The sequence below is a fragment of the Nostoc sp. DedQUE12b genome, from assembly GCF_034530835.1.
Classification (GTDB): Bacteria; Cyanobacteriota; Cyanobacteriia; order Cyanobacteriales; family Nostocaceae; genus Nostoc.
In genome coordinates, this window is record NZ_JAVRCI010000002.1 from 49254 (window position 1) to 69923 (window position 20670).

17 protein-coding genes are annotated in these 20670 nt (G+C 40.4%); 10 read left to right on the forward strand and 7 right to left on the reverse strand.

Annotation, left to right across the window (positions count from 1 at the left end; genetic code table 11):
* The first annotated feature begins 114 nt into the window (after positions 1-114).
* The gene (ssb, locus tag RMY16_RS01205) at positions 115-498 is read left to right on the forward strand and encodes a single-stranded DNA-binding protein (RefSeq protein WP_029631537.1); all 384 of its coding nucleotides are present in this window, start codon (positions 115-117) and stop codon (positions 496-498) included.
* Between the two features lie 73 nt (positions 499-571).
* A complete protein-coding gene (locus RMY16_RS01210) occupies positions 572-991 on the forward strand; it encodes a hypothetical protein (RefSeq protein ID WP_322734824.1) in 420 nt (139 codons plus the stop codon).
* Positions 992-1221: 230 nt separating this feature from the next.
* On the opposite strand, the gene RMY16_RS01215 is transcribed toward RMY16_RS01210, so the two are convergent.
* Together RMY16_RS01215 and RMY16_RS01220 are read right to left on the reverse strand one after the other, a co-directional pair.
* Positions 1222-1512 (reverse strand): hypothetical protein, encoded by a 291-nt coding sequence (locus tag RMY16_RS01215; protein ID WP_029631541.1) that lies wholly within the window; start codon positions 1510-1512, stop codon positions 1222-1224.
* A 10-nt stretch (positions 1513-1522) separates the two neighbouring features.
* Positions 1523-2482: a hypothetical protein gene (locus RMY16_RS01220; RefSeq protein ID WP_322734825.1), complete on the reverse strand. Its 960-nt coding sequence runs from the start codon at positions 2480-2482 to the stop codon at positions 1523-1525.
* Between the two features lie 700 nt (positions 2483-3182).
* Here RMY16_RS01220 and RMY16_RS01225 point away from each other — a divergent pair.
* Positions 3183-3437, forward strand: coding sequence for a hypothetical protein (locus RMY16_RS01225; protein WP_322734826.1), 255 nt, complete (start codon positions 3183-3185; stop codon positions 3435-3437).
* 42 nt (positions 3438-3479) lie between these two features.
* On the opposite strand, the gene RMY16_RS01230 is transcribed toward RMY16_RS01225, so the two are convergent.
* From RMY16_RS01230 to RMY16_RS01245, 4 genes are all read right to left on the reverse strand, one after another.
* Positions 3480-3683, reverse strand: coding sequence for a hypothetical protein (locus tag RMY16_RS01230; RefSeq protein ID WP_322734827.1), 204 nt, complete (start codon positions 3681-3683; stop codon positions 3480-3482).
* A gap of 163 nt (positions 3684-3846) precedes the next feature.
* Positions 3847-4998: a ParB/RepB/Spo0J family partition protein gene (locus RMY16_RS01235; protein ID WP_322734828.1), complete on the reverse strand. Its 1152-nt coding sequence runs from the start codon at positions 4996-4998 to the stop codon at positions 3847-3849.
* A gap of 3 nt (positions 4999-5001) precedes the next feature.
* Entirely contained in the window at positions 5002-5805 is an 804-nt protein-coding gene (locus RMY16_RS01240; RefSeq protein ID WP_104901806.1) for a ParA family protein, read from the reverse strand.
* 691 nt (positions 5806-6496) lie between these two features.
* On the reverse strand, positions 6497-7741 hold the full coding sequence (locus RMY16_RS01245) for a ParM/StbA family protein (protein ID WP_322734829.1): 1245 nt from the start codon (positions 7739-7741) through the stop codon (positions 6497-6499).
* Between the two features lie 579 nt (positions 7742-8320).
* On the opposite strand from RMY16_RS01245, the gene RMY16_RS01250 reads away from it, so the two are divergent.
* Positions 8321-8482 carry a hypothetical protein gene (locus RMY16_RS01250; RefSeq protein ID WP_322734830.1) on the forward strand — a complete coding sequence of 54 codons (162 nt, stop codon included), beginning with the start codon at positions 8321-8323 and terminating at the stop codon, positions 8480-8482.
* A 230-nt stretch (positions 8483-8712) separates the two neighbouring features.
* Here the strand turns inward: RMY16_RS01250 and RMY16_RS01255 are convergent, their stop codons facing one another.
* The gene (locus RMY16_RS01255) at positions 8713-9291 is read right to left on the reverse strand and encodes a hypothetical protein (RefSeq protein ID WP_322734831.1); all 579 of its coding nucleotides are present in this window, start codon (positions 9289-9291) and stop codon (positions 8713-8715) included.
* 880 nt (positions 9292-10171) lie between these two features.
* Here RMY16_RS01255 and RMY16_RS01260 point away from each other — a divergent pair.
* The 6 genes from RMY16_RS01260 to RMY16_RS01285 all read left to right on the forward strand — a co-directional run bounded on the left by RMY16_RS01260 (position 10172) and on the right by RMY16_RS01285 (position 20670).
* The gene (locus RMY16_RS01260; RefSeq protein ID WP_322734832.1) at positions 10172-10558 is read left to right on the forward strand and encodes a plasmid mobilization protein; all 387 of its coding nucleotides are present in this window, start codon (positions 10172-10174) and stop codon (positions 10556-10558) included.
* A gap of 42 nt (positions 10559-10600) precedes the next feature.
* Positions 10601-12109, forward strand: coding sequence for a relaxase/mobilization nuclease domain-containing protein (locus RMY16_RS01265; protein ID WP_322734833.1), 1509 nt, complete (start codon positions 10601-10603; stop codon positions 12107-12109).
* Positions 12110-12359: 250 nt separating this feature from the next.
* On the forward strand, positions 12360-13040 hold the full coding sequence (locus RMY16_RS01270; protein WP_322734834.1) for a hypothetical protein: 681 nt from the start codon (positions 12360-12362) through the stop codon (positions 13038-13040).
* A gap of 173 nt (positions 13041-13213) precedes the next feature.
* Positions 13214-13570, forward strand: coding sequence for a hypothetical protein (locus RMY16_RS01275; RefSeq protein ID WP_322734835.1), 357 nt, complete (start codon positions 13214-13216; stop codon positions 13568-13570).
* A 498-nt stretch (positions 13571-14068) separates the two neighbouring features.
* Positions 14069-15991 carry a hypothetical protein gene (locus RMY16_RS01280; RefSeq protein ID WP_322734836.1) on the forward strand — a complete coding sequence of 641 codons (1923 nt, stop codon included), beginning with the start codon at positions 14069-14071 and terminating at the stop codon, positions 15989-15991.
* Between the two features lie 242 nt (positions 15992-16233).
* Positions 16234-20670: a hypothetical protein gene (locus RMY16_RS01285; protein ID WP_322734837.1), complete on the forward strand. Its 4437-nt coding sequence runs from the start codon at positions 16234-16236 to the stop codon at positions 20668-20670.

The following is a 20670-nucleotide window of genomic DNA, read 5'->3' on the forward strand; positions in this document are numbered from 1 at the left end:
CATAAGTATGAATAAAAAAGAATGTGGTTTAAATAAAACAACTCGTCAAAATAATAAATCCTGAAAGAACTAATGCTGACGCAGCAATAAGAGAAATATATAAATCCTCGCGTTATGAACTATATCAACAAAGTCATGCTGGTTGGCAGATGCGGACAAGAACCGGAACTCAAATATTTCGAGTCTGGCGCAGTTAAGGCTTCAATCTCTATTGCAGTAAGACCACCCTACAGAAGTGAACAAGCCCTTTGGTTTGATTTAGTCGCCTGGGGAAATCAAGCAGAAGTGATTGGAAATTACGTTCGTAAAGGAACCCAGATTGCAATTACTGGCGAGTTTGGATTTGATCGTTGGGCAGATAAAAATTCTGGCACTATGCGGCAAAAACCCGTAATTACAATTAACGCCATTGAATTGTTAGGTTCACCCCGTAAGGAAGAATCTACATCCACTTCTGCACCAAACGAAACACAGACTGTAGCTAACGCAAATTTCTAGGAAATTAAAAATCGCCTATGTACTATAAATCGTAGGCGATAAACCATCTAATCAATCTACAAATAAAACGAACATGATTCATAATACTGCAACTATCAATCTTAAGTCAGTGAACACTACCCACGACAAAGAAGGTTCCTTGATTGCCTTTGGGATCGCCGAATTCTACTACCGTTCTAAGGAAGGAGTAGTTGCTGACGAGATGCCATTCCGTTCCAAGGGCGCACCCGCCGTCGTTATTAACGAACAAGGGGAAGGCGTACACGGCACAGCAGAAGGATATCTCGATTTGCTAGTTGATAACAGAGGTGATTACAAAGAAAAGATTGCCACATTCGTAATCAGAAACTTTATATCAGCACAGCCCATCAACGAACTCACCCAGGTTAGTAAAACCCCTCACTCGCCTGAAACTCCCGATTTTGCCAAAGAACTACTCGAAAATAACGTTACTTCGACAGATGAAGACCTAGATCAAGAACCTCCGTTCTAGACCCAATTAACTAAATAATGCTAGTACATACAGGGTTACTTGTTAGTACTGGCATTATTTTTTTATAGAAATCCAGAATAAAAATCTACTGTTTGGTAAAATCGCTGACATCAACTCATCTTATATAGTACATAAATCCTAAAATACTTACACAAGAGCTAGATTTCAAACTTTTTTGACATAATTACCCCTACGGGTTGGGAATTACCGTTGCCAACTTCATCTGACGGTTATAATTCAAAATCAAGACTGAATGTTTCGCCATCAGGATCTTCTAGTTTTTGGTCTGTAGATGGTTGGGGAATTGGCTGCTGGAGTCTATTTTCGTTAGTAGTAAGCGGCGTGAAAGCTACTTGTTGTGTGGCTAATCCAGCCTTTATGAAAACAAAATAGCAATCAATAATAAAATAAAGCGTCTCCAGGTAACTTTTACCTAGTTGTTGGGACTCTGCAAATATGCGTTCTCGGTAGTTTTCTTTGAGCCGAATTTTTACCGGAGCTAAGTCTTGTTTATCTGTCATTGTTATAACTTCACTTCCCAGATGTGTTTGGTGAATTCTTGCTCGTAATGGTTTTTGCCATTTCTAGAAGCCCAAAAACATTAGCTTCTACCGGATTATCCAGAATTTTGAAACCGTTCTTCTCTAATAGCTTCTTAAATCCTGGTAACAGGCAGCCTCCACCTATCGCCCAGATTTCATCCCCTTGGTGCTTGGCATCAAGTGTCATATTCACCACTTTCTTCAAGTATTTTTCATACCAATCTTTCAAACTTGCGCTGTAGACATCTTTTATATCGATGTCACGACTGTACTTGGTATGTCCCATTTCCAGGCAAAATCGGATTTTGGATGGGTCTCCGATTTTTCCGCCATTTAAATGTTTCATTTTTTGGGAAATATCATCAATGAGAACTTCTACACCGATGGGGTAGGCGGTGTGAACTTCTCGTTGACCCCGGTTGTAACGAGAATACAGGGTTGTTCCATTGCCAAAGTCTAAAATGGTTAATTTTTTGGGTAGTGGATGCCCAAACAATGCACCCATACCCTCTAGTACAACTTTCAGCACTTCTACTTTTACTTCTGATTGCTTGCCAGCAAGTATTGGCTGATATTCTCCATTGAGTACTTTTTGTAATTCGTTAGCCAGACCAACATCATGTAAGCTGACAACTAATTTTAAGTGCCAAGCCTTACGGTGTGGGAGATGTGCCAATGCACCCAATAATGTCAACAACGCATTATTGACTTTATTTTCATTATTGTCTGTGTTCCGGTCAAAATGATAACCTGTACGGAAAGCTGATTCTCCAACTGTATAGGCACTACCGTTAAAAACTACCCTCCCTGGTACATCTTCCATGTCGGCTGTGGAAATATAGCTGGGGACACGAACAACTTCAAACCCTTCGACTAAAAGTTTGAGACTTCCGTAACCGTTATCAAAGCCAGCAGGAAAAATTTTTTGCAAGGCGTGAATGTTTGACATAGGGATCAAGTCAATACGTTTTGATTTTTGAAAGTTATCTGTTCAGATTATCTAGGGGAGCAGGAAAGCAGGGGAGAGAAGAATAACTTGCTATGAGTCTTTCTCCAGAACTCTGCCCCTTCCTTCTCTAACCTCAAGAGCTTATCATAACTTCTTGGGGGCTAAGTGGGGTACATTTGCTTAAATAACATTTTATACCCCACTTAGCACCTATTTAGCCCCCATATAGGTGTCAAATTTTCATCGAAGTTCTAATCTATTCTTGGGGTACATATAGCCCCCATATAGCCCCCATGAGCAATTTTTGAAATCTTTATCTATCAACGCAGTAGAAATTAACTTACAAGAAAAATAGAGAAGAAGGAATAAAAAACTTTAGTTGTGGATCTAAAGCCCACTTAAAAAAATATTTATTTCGAGACGCATAGCGCGAAATACAAAGCGTCCTTGCTTCAATCCCGCGTTTCAAAACGTTGGTTCCCTACATCCTCTAAAATGGTTGACTGTTTGATTTATACTCTCCTGTCAATGTCTTTGTTATTAAATTAGCTTCCCGTAAGATGTCTAGCCCTATATCTGATACAGCTGGAATTTATCTACGAGAAATTGGTCGCTTTCCAAGGCTATTACCAGAGTAAAAGATTATCTACACAAGACTTGTAAGGTCAATGCAAAACTTGATAAGCAAAACGATTCTCAAGTGCAACGACTAGAGCGTTCCCCAACTAGGGCTGAACTAGCTGCCGAGGTAAATAAAACAGAAGCACAGTTAACCCAAATCCAAAAGCTTGGTCAGCTGGCTAAACAAAAAATGATTACCGCCAACCTCCGATTAGTGGTTGCGGTAGCTAAAAAATGTCGCTGGAGTAACCTGGAATTTCTGGATCTGATTGAAGAGGAGTCATTCCAAGGTACGCTCTGCTCATGGACAAGGAATGAAAGCTTTACGAGGTGAGCAAGACCAGATTAAAGATTATTTGGTTTCTTGAAAACTTATTTATGTCCAAGGAGAAGGAATCGCTATTGTAGAAAGCACTTCTCCCGTACTCACTCTAATAGCAGTTTGCTCAGAGTTGGGGCATTGAACTTTAACTTGGATGATTGAAGTCCGTCCATTATATTCTCCAACTACAGGCTCACCCGTAAACTCACAAAGTATCTCCTGTTGGCAGTACCAGCACTCAAATATAATTCGGATCACTGCTTTGTCGCAGTCTAGAAATCTCACATGCTGAAACCGTTCCGCTGATAATTCTGGTTTGACTCTGCGAGATTCAGGCGAAAGCCATTTGGGTAGTTTAGATAGGCACTCACAGATTACATGGACATCTCCGATTCAGGGAACTAAGTCGGACGAGATAGTATTAGTCCAACTTTTTCCGAATCTCTTTTGCCTTAGCTTCTAATACAGCCAATAAATCTGTCAGTTGCTCTTTCTGGATATCTTCGATCTTAGTTGCTGAGACATCTCGAATTAGAGAACTGATTTGGTGACTTGGTTTAGGTTTTGTTTCAGGAGCATGTTCAGCAATAGTTTGGGCAACTAAAAAACGAGTTTGAGCGACTGTTAGCCTTTCTTGCAAAACTTGTGATGTAGCATCTTGTCGGATTTTAAGAGCTTTAGTTTCTTCAACTTTTAAATTTTTAGAATTTAGTTTTTGGAGTGAACGGGCATGGTTTGCACCAAGTCCTGATTGTCTAATCGCAATTTTTAAGTCTTCTGAAAGCCGTAAACAAGGAAAGACATTTGCATCTACTGATGCTGGATTTTGTTGAAAACGTAGTAACAACAGAAGAATACTTTGTTCTATTTCGTCTAAATTAAATTCTTTAATGCCTTCTGACTGCTCTTTTCTAGTTAAAATAACCAATTCAGTTAATTGGGGCAAAAGTTTTTTTGCGTTTAATCTAGCTATTGCTCTCCTAAGTGCTCTAACTACTTCTTCCTGTTCAAATTCCAAAGCTAACTTAGCCTGTTGAATCAAACCTTCGGCTAAATCTAGCTCATTCAAGCCTTCTCGGTGAAGACTAGTTAATAAAGTGCGTGCATGTAATTCCTCTTCAGAAAGTTCTTTGAGAAGCATCACTGCATCCAGTGTTTCAATTTCTGGCTGTAACTCTTCTGCAACTGATCTCCATCTCCGTTCTCCATCAAAAATGAGATTTCCCGGTAGTAAGATAATCGGCTGTTGTTGCCCTTCCTCTCTAATTGAAACAGCCATACTCCGAATACTATCCGAAGTAAATGTTTGCCTTGCTTGTTTCGGATTGGGTTTTATTTCACTATAGTGAATTTTAAAAATTCCAGATGCTTTCAAATGTTCTCGTAGGTCTTCAATAGTTTGATTGAGAACTGTACGTTCTTCTTCAGCAAGCTTTCCCTGTGCTTCTTCATCTTTTAATCTTGTAATCTCTGCCTGTAAATCTTCTACTCGTTCTTCAAGCTCAAATATCTGTTGTGAATCAGCAGCAGAAGCAAACATTCCAAGTACACTCGGTTTGTTTAATTTTGTCATCGATCAACCTCTTATTAGCTTAAGTTCTTGAACTAGTGCATCAACAATTGGCAGAAAATCTCCTCTTGCCTCTTTGCCGGGTCTGTAAATTCCCAGAGGTAGCCCTCTACCAGAAGCATTAAGAATATCCGCTGATTCTCGAATTGGGCTAAAATACTGAATTCCCAAATTCTTACAGACTAGGGGAAGTTCCTCAACAATACTTCTATGCGCTCCCCAATCACTTTTCCAACGAGTAGGAACTATACCTAATATTTTCGGAGTCGGTTTCAATCTCAGCCGCTTGCAGTTGAAATAGTACCACTCAATCATCGCCGCAGCACTTTGAGAAGCTTTGTATTCAGGTTGAATTGGAATTAACACGTGGCTAGAAGCTGCAAGAGCAGTCAGTGGTAAAGGCTCCAATGTTGCAGGACAATCGATAATTACAAAATCGTGAGATAAGGGGTAATCACTCAACCGATCTGCAAGAGTATAAGCTCCACGCAGATCCTTTGAAACTTCCCGAATTGTTTCGTGTAATTCTTTTCCGCCTTTACAAACTTGAATTTTGTCAATCTTACCTTGCCAAGCTGTAACTAAAGGCCAGTTCCCATTGAAGTCTGGATGGTAAACATTAGCCATTGTTCCCTGTGTTTTAAATTCTCCCAATCCGCAAAATAATGTCAATGATTCGTTAGGATCGATGTCTAATAGTGCCACTGAATAGCCACGAACACCCAATTCATACGCAAGATTGTATGAAATAGTACTTTTTGCCACTCCTCCAGCGTTTGTTTCAATCGAAAGGGTCAAATTGGCAGGCATAATTTTTTCTCTTTCTTGATTACTATATTTCCGACTCCAGTCATGAGATAACGTTATATCAGTTTGTGCGAAGAATTTTGAGATAATGTTATATCATTTTTCTGATTTCTCTAACAAGGATTGCTATCAACACAGAGGTTGACTGCAAGTACTATCGACCTAGCTACACAGATTGCCTATTGTGGAATTGTACACAAAAAGAAATATACCCCGTCCAAGAGATATTCACTCAGCACTTGCTCAATCTAATAGTTCCGTAGGAAAGCATTATTGCCTTTGTGCAAGCTGGTTATTGAGTATAAAAACCAACGGCATAATTCTAATGTGATTTCAACCTTTAAAGCTGTGTCAACCAGCAGCTATTAATGCGACTTTTTTGAGCTTATTGAGAAGAAAAATCTTCTGTTGACATAATATAACCACCTTGCCATGAAGATTCTACGCTGAACAACAGTCTTTGTTCAAAGTGTACTCGATTGAAGCGGGATAACAATATTCTCTATCTACCTGATGTCATTATAGAAAGGGGCGCTGCCAACAAGGAATTATTTTCAATCCCCCTAGAACTAGCTATTCTCACCTAACCACGAGTAATCGGCTCATTCATGCAGTGGTTATTGAGAAGTTACGTAAAAAGCATCCCAGAAGTGTAGTTGCAGTTCTTGTAACTACACTACTTTTTCTGAGCTAATCAAACATTCTCGTTCACAGCAATAAAGGTACTAGGTCGCTCACAAGGCGTAAAATTATACTTACGTTTAACTTCTTCATCTGCATTATTTGTACTATCTTCAGCGGATTTAGTTAGCACTACAACCTCAAAGCGGGTATAACCAGTCAACTCATCAAACTGAATAATCATATACTGGTAGAGCGCCCAGACATCCGCCATCCGATTGCCAATACCGGAAGATATCTCATCAGGTATAAAAATATTACCGTGCCAGGATACCTTAATTCCCTCTTTCTGGAAGTAAGCATCTATTTCTGGACGAATGTAATCCGCAGTCCCTCCGCAAAACACCAGTTCTTCAATATCCTCATCCATCTTCGAGCGCAACCACCTGACGATCGCACGCCAATATTCATCTCTAGCAAGCAATAAAGCCTTGGACATCAACTCGCCATCAAGTTGAATTTCATCACTTTTGCGCTTGCGTGAGAGTTTCTGCATCACCTGGGAGTCACAACTAACTCCAGCTTCTACCAACACATCGATAATATTGGGATTATCAGGGCTTAGTCCCGATGTCTTGGAAGTAAAATTATTCACTAGCCAAGACATACCAAAATTGCTGGTTATTCCCGCACCAATTGAACCACTGCGAAAGGTGAAAATACTTGCGTTGCGATAACCAAGCATTACATACATAGAAGCAGGCATATTATTGCCAAGCGATCGCCTACGGTGAAAAAATATCCCACTACCCTCAGAAGCTGCATCATAACGAAGCATTTTTACCCGCATCTTACCTGCTGGTGTATCAAATCCTCGAAACGCATCTTTCAACCGCACTTGTAACTGTTCTTTGTCTTGCACTTCACCGGGCGGTAGCAGAATGCTCAAGTAAGCTGCAACATCATTACCCAGGTTCAACTTCTCCTTAGCCAGCCAAAATGCACCACAAATTTTAGGGACTGCTAGTTCGTACTTTAGCTCCTTCAGCTGCGATATACCCCCAAATCGACGACGGGCAAGCTCTCCCAAGGCGCAATACTCATCACCTATTCCTACCCAAATACGAGATTCAGGACTACCTTCTTGTTGAACGCTCTCAATCGAAGCTTTAGCAATATCTGCTACTTCTGAGTCGAAAAGTAAAACAACAGGCTTTCCCTCTGGATACTCCTGAGCGATCGCCTTGGTTTTACTTGCACCCATGTCAATCGTAATTACTACCTTTTTTACGTCTGTTTTCTCCTTAGTTTTGGGCATATCTTTATCTTTTATTACCTTTTACTATCGTTCCCAATTTAACCGAAATGGGAAAAATACTGTGGTGTAAAACACTTTCTTTACAGGGTTTAACAGCTTTTTTACATACAAAGTGCGTAGAGAAAAAACTATTACGGCGATGTTCTTCGATTGCGCTACAGCATTCATACTCAACTCCATTGAGCAGAAAGTCCACTGCAAACTGCCAGCAACCAAGTTCAAATTGCCACGGGGCTAACTGAAGTACCTCCATAGCACTAATACCAAATCAAAACCGTAAATCCTAAGTATATCAAAGTAACTAATATTACTTTAATACCCGTTGATCAAAACACCTCCTAAATTATGACTAAATTACCCCAATCACACCCAAATTCTGTATCAACTAAAAGTTGAATTATTAAACAAAATTAGCTTTTTGCCTGTAATTCAAACAATGCGATTGTCATCATCACACCCCGTATTACCTCAACCATCCCCACAATTACCCCACTAAAAAGTATCGCAATTGTGCAGTCTTGTACGATAACAAGGTATGTCAAATGGGGTTAATTACACATTTGCTTTGCTGTCAAATTTTTGATCGCAGCTTTTACAGATGAAATATATGAAGTGATTATTCTAGGCGATCGCACTTCTAAAACTAGAATGCGATCGCCTTTCCAGTTCGGTCAAATACTGTTGATACCCTCAACCAAAGAGAGAGTTTTGGCCAAATGTATGGCTGAAATGGTTTCATAGAAACTTTGAGGAATGCAGTGCAGGTGCTTGAGGAAAAACTCCTTCTAAATGCGCCCAGTGGAGAGGTGCAAAGCACTTCCTGGCAACAGCGCCCGCTACGCGATCGCACTTCAGGAGATATTGCCCACAACGACAAACAGGACAAGCACAGGACTTACGCAAGTATCACAAGCAAAGGTAGAGAGTATGCTTTTCTCCAACACCTAACCACCGATATCCTTATAATCCCCTCACTCCAGACGAAATCCTGCATCAACTTCTATTTCTGCCTTAGCAATTGGGTCATCCTCATCATCATTAAAGAACCCATCATCTTCGGAATCTTCTCCCACAACATTTGATCCCACTGGTTCTGCCGTAACAGGTAACGAGACAGGACTTGGCTCAGTGGCATCAAAAAAAGAAACCGAAGGAGGAACCAAATTAGGTGAAACAGGAGTTATTCCTACTCCGTTAGTTCCAATTGTTGGTTGTAAGCCACTTGCACCCTGCGAGAAAACTCCACTATGAGGATTAACAAGAACTATCTGGGGCAACCCCTCCATCCCAAACGTCCGTTTCATCTTAATTATCTGAACTTCAAGTTGCGCGATCGCATCATGGAGGGCTGACTGCAATTCAACACCAGATACCCCCGCAGCAGATAGCGCAAACGGTAGGTAATACGCCCGCAGCGCCTCACATACTAACTCAGTTTGCCCTCGCTTCTTTGACTGGAGGTAGCTAATCACTATCCCATCCTCCATATCTTTATTCCGCATGATACGCGCCAACTCAACCGAATCAGCTGGCTTACTCGCTCTTGCCATAACTTCTCTTCTATATAACGTGCAAATCAAGCTTCCCAGTAAGCTATTTGTCAATACTCTTACTTTAACCATACGGAAGGAGAACTCACCCCCGTATTTACTCCGAACTACCCCAATTGACACACTAATTACCCCAATTAAGTGAAATTGGGTTTGATTTTTGTCAATCAAAATAAATAATTAGCTGAAAAATAAACTCTAACAATCCCCATAATTGAGGTATTCTGAGGGCAAATTAACCCAATTATTTCAGCATTACGTCGAAGTTAATCAACTTAGGATAGAACCCCACAGCCCGCTCTGCACAAGCATTTACTTCAGTCGCATTCCACTACAGACCATTGCTGTCGCCGTACAGTCCTGTCACTAAGACAAGGTATGTTTAGTAGGGTCATTTTATCACTAAGGTTATTATCAATAAACTAGATTAATTGACAGTGCCTTTAATACCAATCGTCTTATCTTGTATCACAAAATGCTACTTTTGTAATATATTTACTGTTTGATAAATAAACAGATTGAAAAAATAATACCTATAGATAATTGTAATTACGTATAATTTAATTCACGATAATGGATAGCACCCACTACGCGATAGCGAAGCGCCGACCTGTCGGTTCGCACGCTGGCGACATAACCATACAATCTCTACAACCCAACAATTGCATCATTAAAAACAAGGTTTACGGCTTCAGTGTCAGTTACAAGACGAACCATAAGATATTACCTTGTATTATCACAAGTTACAGTACTCTCACTGGCGGCATCTAAATCAAGTATAGTTTATACCAAAAATAGCAGCGATATTGTCCGCAATTGAGACCATACACTGTTGTCAGATTTCCGGTTATCCCCAACTCCCTCAGTGCAGTCTCCAACTATGCCACTCAGTCCCGCAGTGAAACAAGGTATGGTAAGTAACTCCATAAAGCGAACCAAATCCATCAAGGTATACCTCTTTGAGAAAGAGAAAATTACCATTGAAGAGAAAGCGATCGCCACAGGGGTAACTGCATCTGAGTATTTACGTTCCTGTGGGTTAAGACGGGTACTAACGGCAAAACCGTCTGCCGACTTGATAACTATCCGCGCTACTGCTGGAACCCTCAAAAGCGAACTGATGATGTTATCTCACTTAGCGAAGGAAACAAATAACCAGCAAATTTTGGATACTGTCAATAATGCGATCGCACTCGTAGATCAGACTATCGCAGCTGCATTTAACCTAGACGTTCTAGATAAATCACCCTCAAGCCAAGATAAATAAGGCATTACAGGTTCTATATCCCCCACTTTCAACTCCCTCAATTTGATTCCCGTCATCTATAAAAAACCCAATTTTCTCGACACGCTCAAGTATGTCTTGGGGAAAGATGATGCTGGGATTGTCGATACTAATATGATGGGAACAAACCCCGATGAATTCAACCAGCAGTTTCTCAACATCAAGTACACCAAAAAAGCAGTTAAACGGCAGTGTGCCCACCTGATTATCTCAATAGCACACCGCCCCAGCTATCATGAGCATTTATCGGACAGTCAATACAGCTATGTAGCAAGAGAATATCTCAAGGATATGGGATACCTGCCCAAGGAAGAATCATCTGTAGCAGCTACGAGTCAGTTCGTTGCAGTACGCCACCACGATCGCCACCACGAACACCTGCATATAATCGCCTCCCGAATTCGGTTAGATGGCAGTTTAGTTAATGATTCCTATGATTATTTCAACTCCCAAGTCTCAACTAGACGCATCGCGGCGGAACTAGGGTTAGAGGTGACACCGACAACGAATGAAGCCGTCGCCTCTAAGTTACAGCAAGAGTATGGCATAACTGCACTCACCAGCCCCAACCGCTCGAAAAGTATTAGAGCAGTCAACAGTAAGCACAAAACCCCAACAAGTAAGGAAATTATTCGCCAAGCAATAGGAGAAGCCATCAAGGATAGTCCCACTGTCTCCACCTTCATTCAACGCTTGGAGGAAAACAACATTGGGGTATTGCCTAAAATGCGGGGGGAGGAACTACTAGGCTTTACCTACATCCATAATGATGTGAAAATCGCTGGTTATCAAGTATACAAACCCTATAGTTGGAACAAACTGCTGTCTGAATACGGAATAACATACGACCAAGAGAAAGATAAGGAAGTAATTCAACAAGCTAAAGCCAGAGCAATTAACCGCATAAATATTAATACTATAAGTAATAATGAGTACTTGTATGCTGATAAACCTACTAGCAGCAGTACAAGTGATGGTAATGGCGATACCGATAGTAACTCCAAAACACTTGGGAGTACAAAAGTATTAAATAGTAATTATCCAGATAAGATTTCGATAATACAACCAAAATTAGAAGATAAATCCACGTCGGAAGCAAATAAGGTTAAGAAAAAAGTACAGCCGGATCTGAAGGAACAGCACCCACAACAGGATATTTCAGAAGAAAACCGTCTATCCACTGCTCAACAAATCCTGCAAGAGCAATCTTCCCCTACTCCCTTTTTTCCTAACCTTCTCCCTTCTAACCTCAAACATCTGCCTTCTACAATCACTGACTATATGCTTATTACCAATAATTCCCGTATCAAAGGACGGGAGTTGAGTGCCAGTTTAGATGGCAATATTCTGACTGTTTATCGTCATGGGGATAATACTCCTGTGATGCAAACCTGCTATAGTCAGGGAAACTGGTACGAAGAGATACCAACTCGACTAACAACAAACGAAATCGAGCAGATTGAAAGCTTGCGTATCTTTAGCCAACAAGCGTTAATGAATAAATCGCGATCGCAAAGAGGCATTGAGCAATAGTAAATCTGTTGGTAGAGAAAACTTAATCCACAGTGCCTCTATGACTGTGGGTAAAAAGCTGTTGGGAATTACTATCGTCTTTACGAAGTGTTCAAATTTGAATACTTCGTACAAACCATATCCTACTCAGGTGAAAAAATCCTAATATCGTTTATCTCTGTGGGTTTGCACATAACCCCATAGGAAATAACTCTACCTCGTTCTAGCTATATTAAATTATAAAAGTAACTAGAACTAAAGGATGTAAGCTATGCCTAAGAAAAAATGCGGACTTGGATTTGACTGTGCCAGTATGATGCAATACCCAGGCATAGACTCTGGCGACTGCTTAAATTACAAAACCTGTGGGAGTGCGGTTCAACTAAGCCCCGATGAAGAACTCGAACTTGTTCGTATTCGGGAAGAACAAATGCGCCAGTATCAAGAACAAATTCGCCTGACCCGTCGTTCTGCCGCTATCATGATGCTGATGAGGCGCGGTTGCCCACAATCACCAGAATCGTTAAGTGTTATCCCGGACATTGAGGCGATCGCCACCACATTAGATAATATTCGTACTGGACTTACCAACTTCGACGGACAGTACATCGCGCCACCTGGTTGCGAACTCCACATCTACAATGTCAAACGGCCGAGTGGTACGTACTCGTACTATAAATTAACCGCCGAAAACGCAATGTTTGCACCTTCAGAGAAAGAACAAGAAGTACGGGTAATTCATCTCAGTCATCAGCATGATGCGCGGTATATAGAAGCACAACTTGGTATCGAACGGCGGAACAAGTTAACCCAAGTGCGAACACTGCTTCACAACGCAAGCACATTGCTTGAGGAAGCAACACGCCTACTCGAACAAACCACAGATATGAACAGTCCAAATGCTACAGTTGAAGTTTTCAACAGTGATGAAATTATACCCATCGACTCATAAAACCAGCAAAAAGGGAAAATTTACTTCATTACTGCCACAAAATATAGATACTGAAATACAGGATTATCTTATCTGTAAAGCTGCTTTATCTACCAGTACGCTGTGACGGTTACGATCGAATTGCTCTGATAGGTATGCCAACAGGCTAAAAACCGACTAGGGAGAAATGAAAAATGACCATAAGTTTTAGAGAATGGCTCAAACAATTTAAAAATCAAGATGCACCCTTTGGTGATTTATGGAATGATGCCACATCGACTAAAAGAGGAAGATTTCAAGATAAGATTTTAGACTCTTGGCAGGGTGACACTATAGAAAGCTTGATAGAGTTTATGGTTAAAAACGAAGCATCATATCAATCTCATGGTGTTCTTAATGAAGCTAATGAGGCATATCATAATTATTTAGGTTTAGAACCTATAAAATCATCTAAATTGGAAGAGTTAGAGAACCAACTTAAAGCCAAATATTACGCAGAACGTCTACAGCACTATACAAGATTATCTATTTTATATAGGAATCCTACTTGAATCTTGCTCAGTATACTGAGAAGTCAAGCTTTGTATGTCAAGCCACTTTGTTCTGGTTACTTTAAATAAAAATAATAGCTAGAACAAAGGACAGTTCCAAATTGAAAAACTACAGAAGGGTAAAAAATTAGGTAGACATAAAATTATCAACCTGCTGCCACACTAATTTAGCTTTCTCTCTCAAACTACAAACATCGGCACAATGGCAAACATTAAGAATGTTACTACTGATTTAGCATTAAGCAAGAAGTAATTGAGAAGTTTGTATATTTTTTTCATACTTAAATTTTGAGATCACGCCGAATAGGTCTTCAGGAGCCATAGCCTAAGTAATAATTACATTAACTTGTATTAACAGTTACATTCATTTTGTAAATAGAAATTAGAAAATTGTTTAATAAATTACCGATATAGAGAAAGTAAAATCAAGCTCTAAGGGTATTTTAGTGCCAAAAAGTAAAAATTTATATTTAAATTTATAAGTTTAATTGTTTATATATGACAATTCAAGCTAAACATTTTGACACTAGGTTAAATCAGTGGATTCATACAGATGGTAATACGGTTAATCCAGATTCACTGTTAAAAGAAGAACTTAATAATACCTTAATAGAACATTTCTTTCCTGGGGTTAACTTTTCGTTCGGGCATATGGACGAAAAGTCTACTGTGGAACAATTAATTAATCATCCTGAAGATCACAAATTATTATTATCATCAAAAACACGGTTGCTATATGGGCCGGAAGAATGTCTAGATACAATTAAACAATTATGCCCTGATAACAAAGATAGAGGTGCTTACGGATCTATTTTTCTCGGTTCGTGTAAAAATAGCGTCAATAAAGAGTTAAATATTCTAATTGTTGATGACAGTAATGGTAAAAATGGTGACGTTATTAACAAGAACCAAGCATATCGGCTAACAGGAGACTGTTACGGGCAAATATCCACAGACCTATATCACGAATTAACCAAGCATCAAAAAGGTGATAAATATCGAGTAATTCAGCACCGCTTCGGCTGGACTGACCAAGACGGAGACGATAACAAATACCGCTTTGGCAAAGGTACTTTACGACCTGCAAACCTTGACCAAATCCTCAATTATTCAGATCCCAACAAATCAACTAAAATTGACTTAATTCTTCCCTTATCTGCATTCAAGGGAACTGATAAAGACAACCCTAATGGGCCAAGCAAGCCCCAAATTCAACCTGGACTGTACAGGCAAAATATCTGGCTAGGGGAAAAATCACAATCTGAACTCGGTAAAACAGCTATCTCCCAGTTACTCGCTTCATTCCCTAACGGACTGAAAGACTTTACCGAACAGCTAGAACTTGAAGCCAAAAAGCTTAAGGAAGTACAGGACGACCCCCGGCAACTTGCACAACTTTACTGCAAAAAGTACGAGAAGCGGAAAACCTTTCTTGAAGAACAAGCAACCACACTAGAAGAACAAGCAGCAGAAGATCCAACAGTAGCAGAAGATTTAGAAGCTTTGCGCGATGGCGCGGGAGCGCCCGCCGTAGGCGATCGCATTGCTACTGACTCGTTTATTTACAAACTTATCAAAGCTGACCTGCAAGGAGAGGGTCAACTTCTTGAAACTGAGAAAGTACAGCGCGAACTCGCCCGGTTCGTCCAAAACGAGTGGAAAGAAATCGCCATCGGCAAGACACTCACATTTGAGCGGGCAATGGTCATTCCCTCCAAAGACTTGCAAAATGGGGAAATCTGCATCCCGCATTATCAAGGCGGGGAAGAAGTTCTCAACTTCCGTTCCCCTTTCCTCAACTCAAATGGTCTGTGCGTCTCAACTAACAAAGTTGTAGAAGAAATCCTTGGGCCTGATGGTAAACCTCTCTTAGGTGCGATCGCTGTCTCGGACGAAACAAGCGATCGCATTTATAACCGCCTTAACGAGCAAATTAAATCTATCCTCTCAGAAGCTCAAAGTAAAAATATTCAGTTAGAAGGTATTGAAAATTACTTAGATCAAAATATCAACAAGCTCCAAACTAAAGACAAAATCGAGTTTACCAACAAATTTAATGAGTATATTTCAGAACTAAAGTCAGCTGGTTATGAACTAGAAATTCTTCCTCAAGAGTCCGAACAAGAGCGTCAGGCACGCGACTACGATGGTGATTGTATTGGCTTCGAGCGGGCAAGCAGATATCCAAACCTCACTGCCGAGGCAAGGGAGCGCAATCTGCCTGAAAACGCTTACGATCCAACTGTTAAACTCAAAAAACAATCTTTTTACCAGGAAGATGGCAGTCAGCCAGAATTTGAAGAAATCGCCATCCACATGAGCGATGGTATTTCAGATTTAACGAGTTTAGTATCACTGGCTTCGACAGAAGTAGTGAATTATTTCATGAAAATAAACCTCAAAATATTCGATTTAATCTAGCTGAAGATGGAAAAAGTGTCATTGAACTCCAGAATCAGGAAGGTAATTACGAAACATTTGGAAATATAGAACAAAGTAACGCACGACTACCAATTGGTACTACTGCTATTGCTAGCGTTGAAAAAGGGGAAGTATATACCACCTCTGTTACAACCAAAGTACCCGGACTACCAGAACTTACCTTTAAAGTAGGTGAAGTTAATAAGTTTGGAAATTCCCAGAGGTTCAATAATGAACCTGTAATGTTAACAATCGAAAAAGTTGATCTTATTCGTGAAGACTATAGCATTTATCTTCAAAATGGTAATAAACCTGAGAAACTAGGGAACATTGATAAGGAATCAATCAAAGAGGGTATTGCTGAAGGTTGGCTAGCAGAAAAACCCGGTAATGGGCAACAGTTACAGCTTAAAATTCAAACCATCATCACCGGACAAAATGCCTATGCAATAGCAGAGACATCTAAGGAAAATTTTTTACGAATTAATATTACTAATCCAAAGTACAAAAAACAGGAGATTAGCAACCAAGCATTTAAAGAAACTTTAGTTCGGGCATTTGATAAAAAGCACGTTTATATTGCTAAAATTGGCGACCAATCACTCGGCATTATTGGTCAGCATAGTGAACGCCTCGAAGCCGATTTAAATAGAGAGAATGTACAAAGACAGTGGCAAAGGAAAGAAAGTAGCACTGTACAAAAACTAATTGATACGGGTATTATCCGCTTAAACCAACAACGAACTAGTATCCCTGTACAGATTATCAGTAATGAAAGTACCTGTAAAATAACTATTAATCCAGAAACAGTACAGTATCCCGACAAATGGGTTAAGCGCAGTCAGCTTATCAGTAATGAGAAACCTGTCAGAAACGAACAGCAAGAAAAACGTAACCAAATACTCGGTAAAATTAACGAACGTCCTACAATCATATTCCAAGATAAAGAACAAAAATTAGTAGGGCTTTTAGGATTAGCAGTTGATGAACATATAGCCGGAAAAACCAAAAAATATCTAGAAAAAGTAGGAGTATCATACGAACAGCTTCCCGGATCACAAGCTCGGTTAGAAGCCAAAAAAGGTATGACTGTATTCGTACTCGATGAAAGTACCATTAGTGAGGAATTAAAACAAACATTTATTGACCGTGCTGGTGGTAATATCAAGAGCGCAGATACACCTTCACAAATCACTCCAATCATTCCAGAACAAACTGCATATTTTTATAACCCAAACCAACAATATACTTCTCCAGATGGATCGCTCTTAGAAACTAAAGAAGCTCTCGGATTAGTTGTTCCCGCACAAGACACGATCGCTGTAGCTACTTGGCTAGAATCAAAATCTACTGAAAATCATTATTTTATTGAGAGTAACACAGCTACATTCATTTTTAATAAAAATGAGATTAGTGAAAAAATAAACGAAGAACTAAATAATTTACTTGGAGAACCAATTAATATCGGTGAAGCTGATGGATTTGACCGCTACGAACAGCTTAGTGCAGAGTTAAATCAAAAAGTTGCAACTGAAGGTAGTCTTTTACAATTAAACCAAATTCCAGAAGATAGTGAGTACAAAACAACTCTACAAGCACTACTTAACCGTCCCAGAGAGCTTAATCAAGAAGATTCTCCAGTACCAATTATTCCTGCGAAAGCTGTACCAGAAAAGAATACAACTAACACTCAATCAAATACTAACGCCACAGTTGCAGGAATTTCACAAGTCTATCAAAACGCAGCTGAGATACAAGTAGTAACAGATACACAATCAGAAGCTAAGAATCAACCAATATTACTACCCAACTCGCGTCAAGCCGATCCAACTAAAGCTATCGAAATATTGGGTAAGGTAAGCGAGGAAAAAGTAGAACAATTGCGATCGCACCTTGAAACCCACCTCAAACCCGTACTTGAAAACGATAAATCCAACTACGCACTACTGAGACAAGTCGCATGGGTCGGTGCAAAATGGGATTTGAAGGATAAAGACTTCAAGCCAGGGGTACAGGACAACAAGTTAATGGAACTTGTCAAACAAGTATATCCTGACGCTGATATTGTGCTGGTAACTTATTCCAAAAACCCCGGCGCTGGCATCAACTACCACCGCGATGACTCCTACGCCGCGACGGAAGCCCGCAGCATTAATATCGGAAATTCTGATTGGGGGTATCGCGCTGCAAAGGAACGAATGGCATGGACTAGGGAGGAGAATCAGGACGCACCATACCAAGAATTTAAACTTGAGTCGGGTACAGTAACCCGCTTTAACTGCAAGAATGAACACGCTGCCCTCAATACTGAGGCTGGCAGATGGTCTATCAACATCTGGTCAATTAAAAATGACCTGGGCAGAGAAAACAGCGTTCGCCAAAAATTTGAAAACTTACTCGCCTCAAACCAACCTCCTCGTGCGATAGTCCAAAGCAACAGCGACCTTACCATCAAAACTAACGAGTGGACACCTGGGGGAGAAATTAAAGTAGAACGTAGCTATACAAGCCTCAGAGAAGTTGCTCAAAATACTCCCTCACACCCTTTAAACCAAACAACTGTAGAAGAAATTATCGCTATTGGGAATTCCACTGCGGCACGCGCTGCTAACCCTCAGATTCCAGACAACCCGACTATATCTGGAAAACCAGTACCAATGGTTTATTCGCTACATCTGCACGGCGAACCTTCCAAAGTACCAGTCGATACAACCATTGATGCCATGCGCGGATACGGTAGGATACACACCACCAGAGGTGTAGATTACCAAAAAACTTATGGTGTCAAAGAGGGAGATATTGCGATCGCCCAAGGTAAAAACGGCGAGCAAGTTGCTTTCCGGGTGGGTAAGCAGTACAAAATTCCCCCCGAAATGATTCAAGATCCAAGTTACCAGCAAGCCTGGGCGAAATGGGAAAAGCATTCACCGAAAGAACTTACCCAAACCCAGGCGAGTAAGAGTCAGGTATATGGCTTATTCATGGAGCCGCTAGGGGATTATGTCAATGGCAAAATTATTCCATTCCCAGCCATCCAAAAACAAACTGTCACCCCGATAAATATCAGCCCCGACTCCAAAGATGGACTTGGAGTAGCACTCAGCCTTGCCACTGCACTCGCAAAAGAACAAGGCAAGCTACAAAACGATTACCAAGTTTCAGTCAATAATAATCCAGAAGCCCCTGCTGGACAGTATGGAGTAGAAACCCATGTCCAAAAACCTGAAGGACTAGCATACGCATCCGCCGAACACGCATTTAATCACCAAAAGCAGTTGCATCCATCAGCTGATGAATACAAGTTAATGGTAGAAGTGCTTCAGGCTAAACTGGAGCAACACCCCCGGCTAACTGAGGCGATCGCCAAACGCGGAGGAGGTGAGTGGCTGGAAAACTGTACGGCAGTTGCTACAACGGGGGGAACCCCCACAACGCACTGCCTCACCAATATAACTAACGCCCAGGATAAACAGTGGGAAGGTAAGGGTAAAGAATCCGCATTTATTCAAGCCCTCAGCGAAGCATACACCAATGTAGTTGAAAAGTCACAACAAACTACAGTACAAACTCAGCAGGAAAAATCCGAACAGACTGATCGGCCGCTAACAAATCCACTATCCCAACTCGAACCCATAAACGCCGCCGTCGCTGAACACATGAAAAAAGATATTGCGATGGCACAAATAGCTACCCAGTTTATCGGTAAATCAGCTGCGCCCCCCGAGACACCTTCAAGCACTCGGAATTACGAGCAAGCATGGGGAGAACGCGCCAACACAGGAAATTACTCGAAAGACGACATCATTATGGTATCCGGGTCTGGCCCGTGGCGCGGAGTGACAAGCGAGCGAATTGCTCAAACTTTTGAAAATCACTACAAACCTTTACTTAATAAAGCAATAGAAGCGAAAAGCTCTTTCATAGTTGGAAATGCACAAGGAAGTGACCAATTAGTTCAAAATTACCTTCAAGAAAAAGGGTACAAGGTAGAACAAACTTCCCAAGGATACGCTGTATTTAATTCTGTAGAAAATACCAAAATTATTACTAACACTATTTCTTCCAATACACAAGTATTACATAACTCGTTTATTGCTAAAGACAAGAGCATTTTCCCTCCACAACAAAGCCAACAACCAAATATTGACCAAGCACTCGCATCACCTTCTCAACCCAGAATGCAGCAGGTTGGAGCGATGGATAGCATTATCGAGCGGATGAAAGCTAATACAATGCAAAATCTTCAAGACTGGTATGTAGCAGCTGAAAAGCTCGGTAAATCAGAAACATATCTCAATATAATTCAGGAGATAACTGATTTATACATCAAACAAAATATCAGTCTTGAGAACGCTTTTAAGGCAATGGAGCAAGATATTAAGGAGCTAGAAAAAATTAATGAAATGACCAGTCTTGCCCAAAGTTTAGTTAAAATCATTGGACAGGAAGATATCAATGGCATTATGTCAGTACAAACAGAAAAATCCCAAATTGCTACAAAAGCCCAAGACAAAATTCACTTAGTTAAAGATAAACATGACAACATATTATTATATATTAAAGAAGGAAAAACCCAAGTAAGTAACATCAGTAATGAAACATTACAGGACTTTCAACTCATGAATTCCCGTATCGATAATGCTCTCAAAGATGTCAAAAAAGATTTAGTAGAGAGGTAA

Bases quoted from the DNA above. Each gene is read 5' to 3' on its own strand.
- ssb (WP_029631537.1), top strand. From the start codon at position 115: ATGAACTATATCAACAAAGTCATGCTGGTTGGCAGATGCGGACAAGAA.
- RMY16_RS01210 (WP_322734824.1), top strand. From the start codon at position 572: ATGATTCATAATACTGCAACTATCAATCTTAAGTCAGTGAACACTACC.
- RMY16_RS01215 (WP_029631541.1), bottom strand. From the start codon at position 1,512: ATGACAGATAAACAAGACTTAGCTCCGGTAAAAATTCGGCTCAAAGAA.
- RMY16_RS01220 (WP_322734825.1), bottom strand. From the start codon at position 2,482: ATGTCAAACATTCACGCCTTGCAAAAAATTTTTCCTGCTGGCTTTGAT.
- RMY16_RS01235 (WP_322734828.1), bottom strand. From the start codon at position 4,998: ATGACAAAATTAAACAAACCGAGTGTACTTGGAATGTTTGCTTCTGCT.
- RMY16_RS01240 (WP_104901806.1), bottom strand. From the start codon at position 5,805: ATGCCTGCCAATTTGACCCTTTCGATTGAAACAAACGCTGGAGGAGTG.
- RMY16_RS01245 (WP_322734829.1), bottom strand. From the start codon at position 7,741: ATGCCCAAAACTAAGGAGAAAACAGACGTAAAAAAGGTAGTAATTACG.
- RMY16_RS01255 (WP_322734831.1), bottom strand. From the start codon at position 9,291: ATGGCAAGAGCGAGTAAGCCAGCTGATTCGGTTGAGTTGGCGCGTATC.
- RMY16_RS01260 (WP_322734832.1), top strand. From the start codon at position 10,172: ATGCCACTCAGTCCCGCAGTGAAACAAGGTATGGTAAGTAACTCCATA.
- RMY16_RS01270 (WP_322734834.1), top strand. From the start codon at position 12,360: ATGCCTAAGAAAAAATGCGGACTTGGATTTGACTGTGCCAGTATGATG.
- RMY16_RS01275 (WP_322734835.1), top strand. From the start codon at position 13,214: ATGACCATAAGTTTTAGAGAATGGCTCAAACAATTTAAAAATCAAGAT.
- RMY16_RS01280 (WP_322734836.1), top strand. From the start codon at position 14,069: ATGACAATTCAAGCTAAACATTTTGACACTAGGTTAAATCAGTGGATT.
- RMY16_RS01285 (WP_322734837.1), top strand. From the start codon at position 16,234: ATGTTAACAATCGAAAAAGTTGATCTTATTCGTGAAGACTATAGCATT.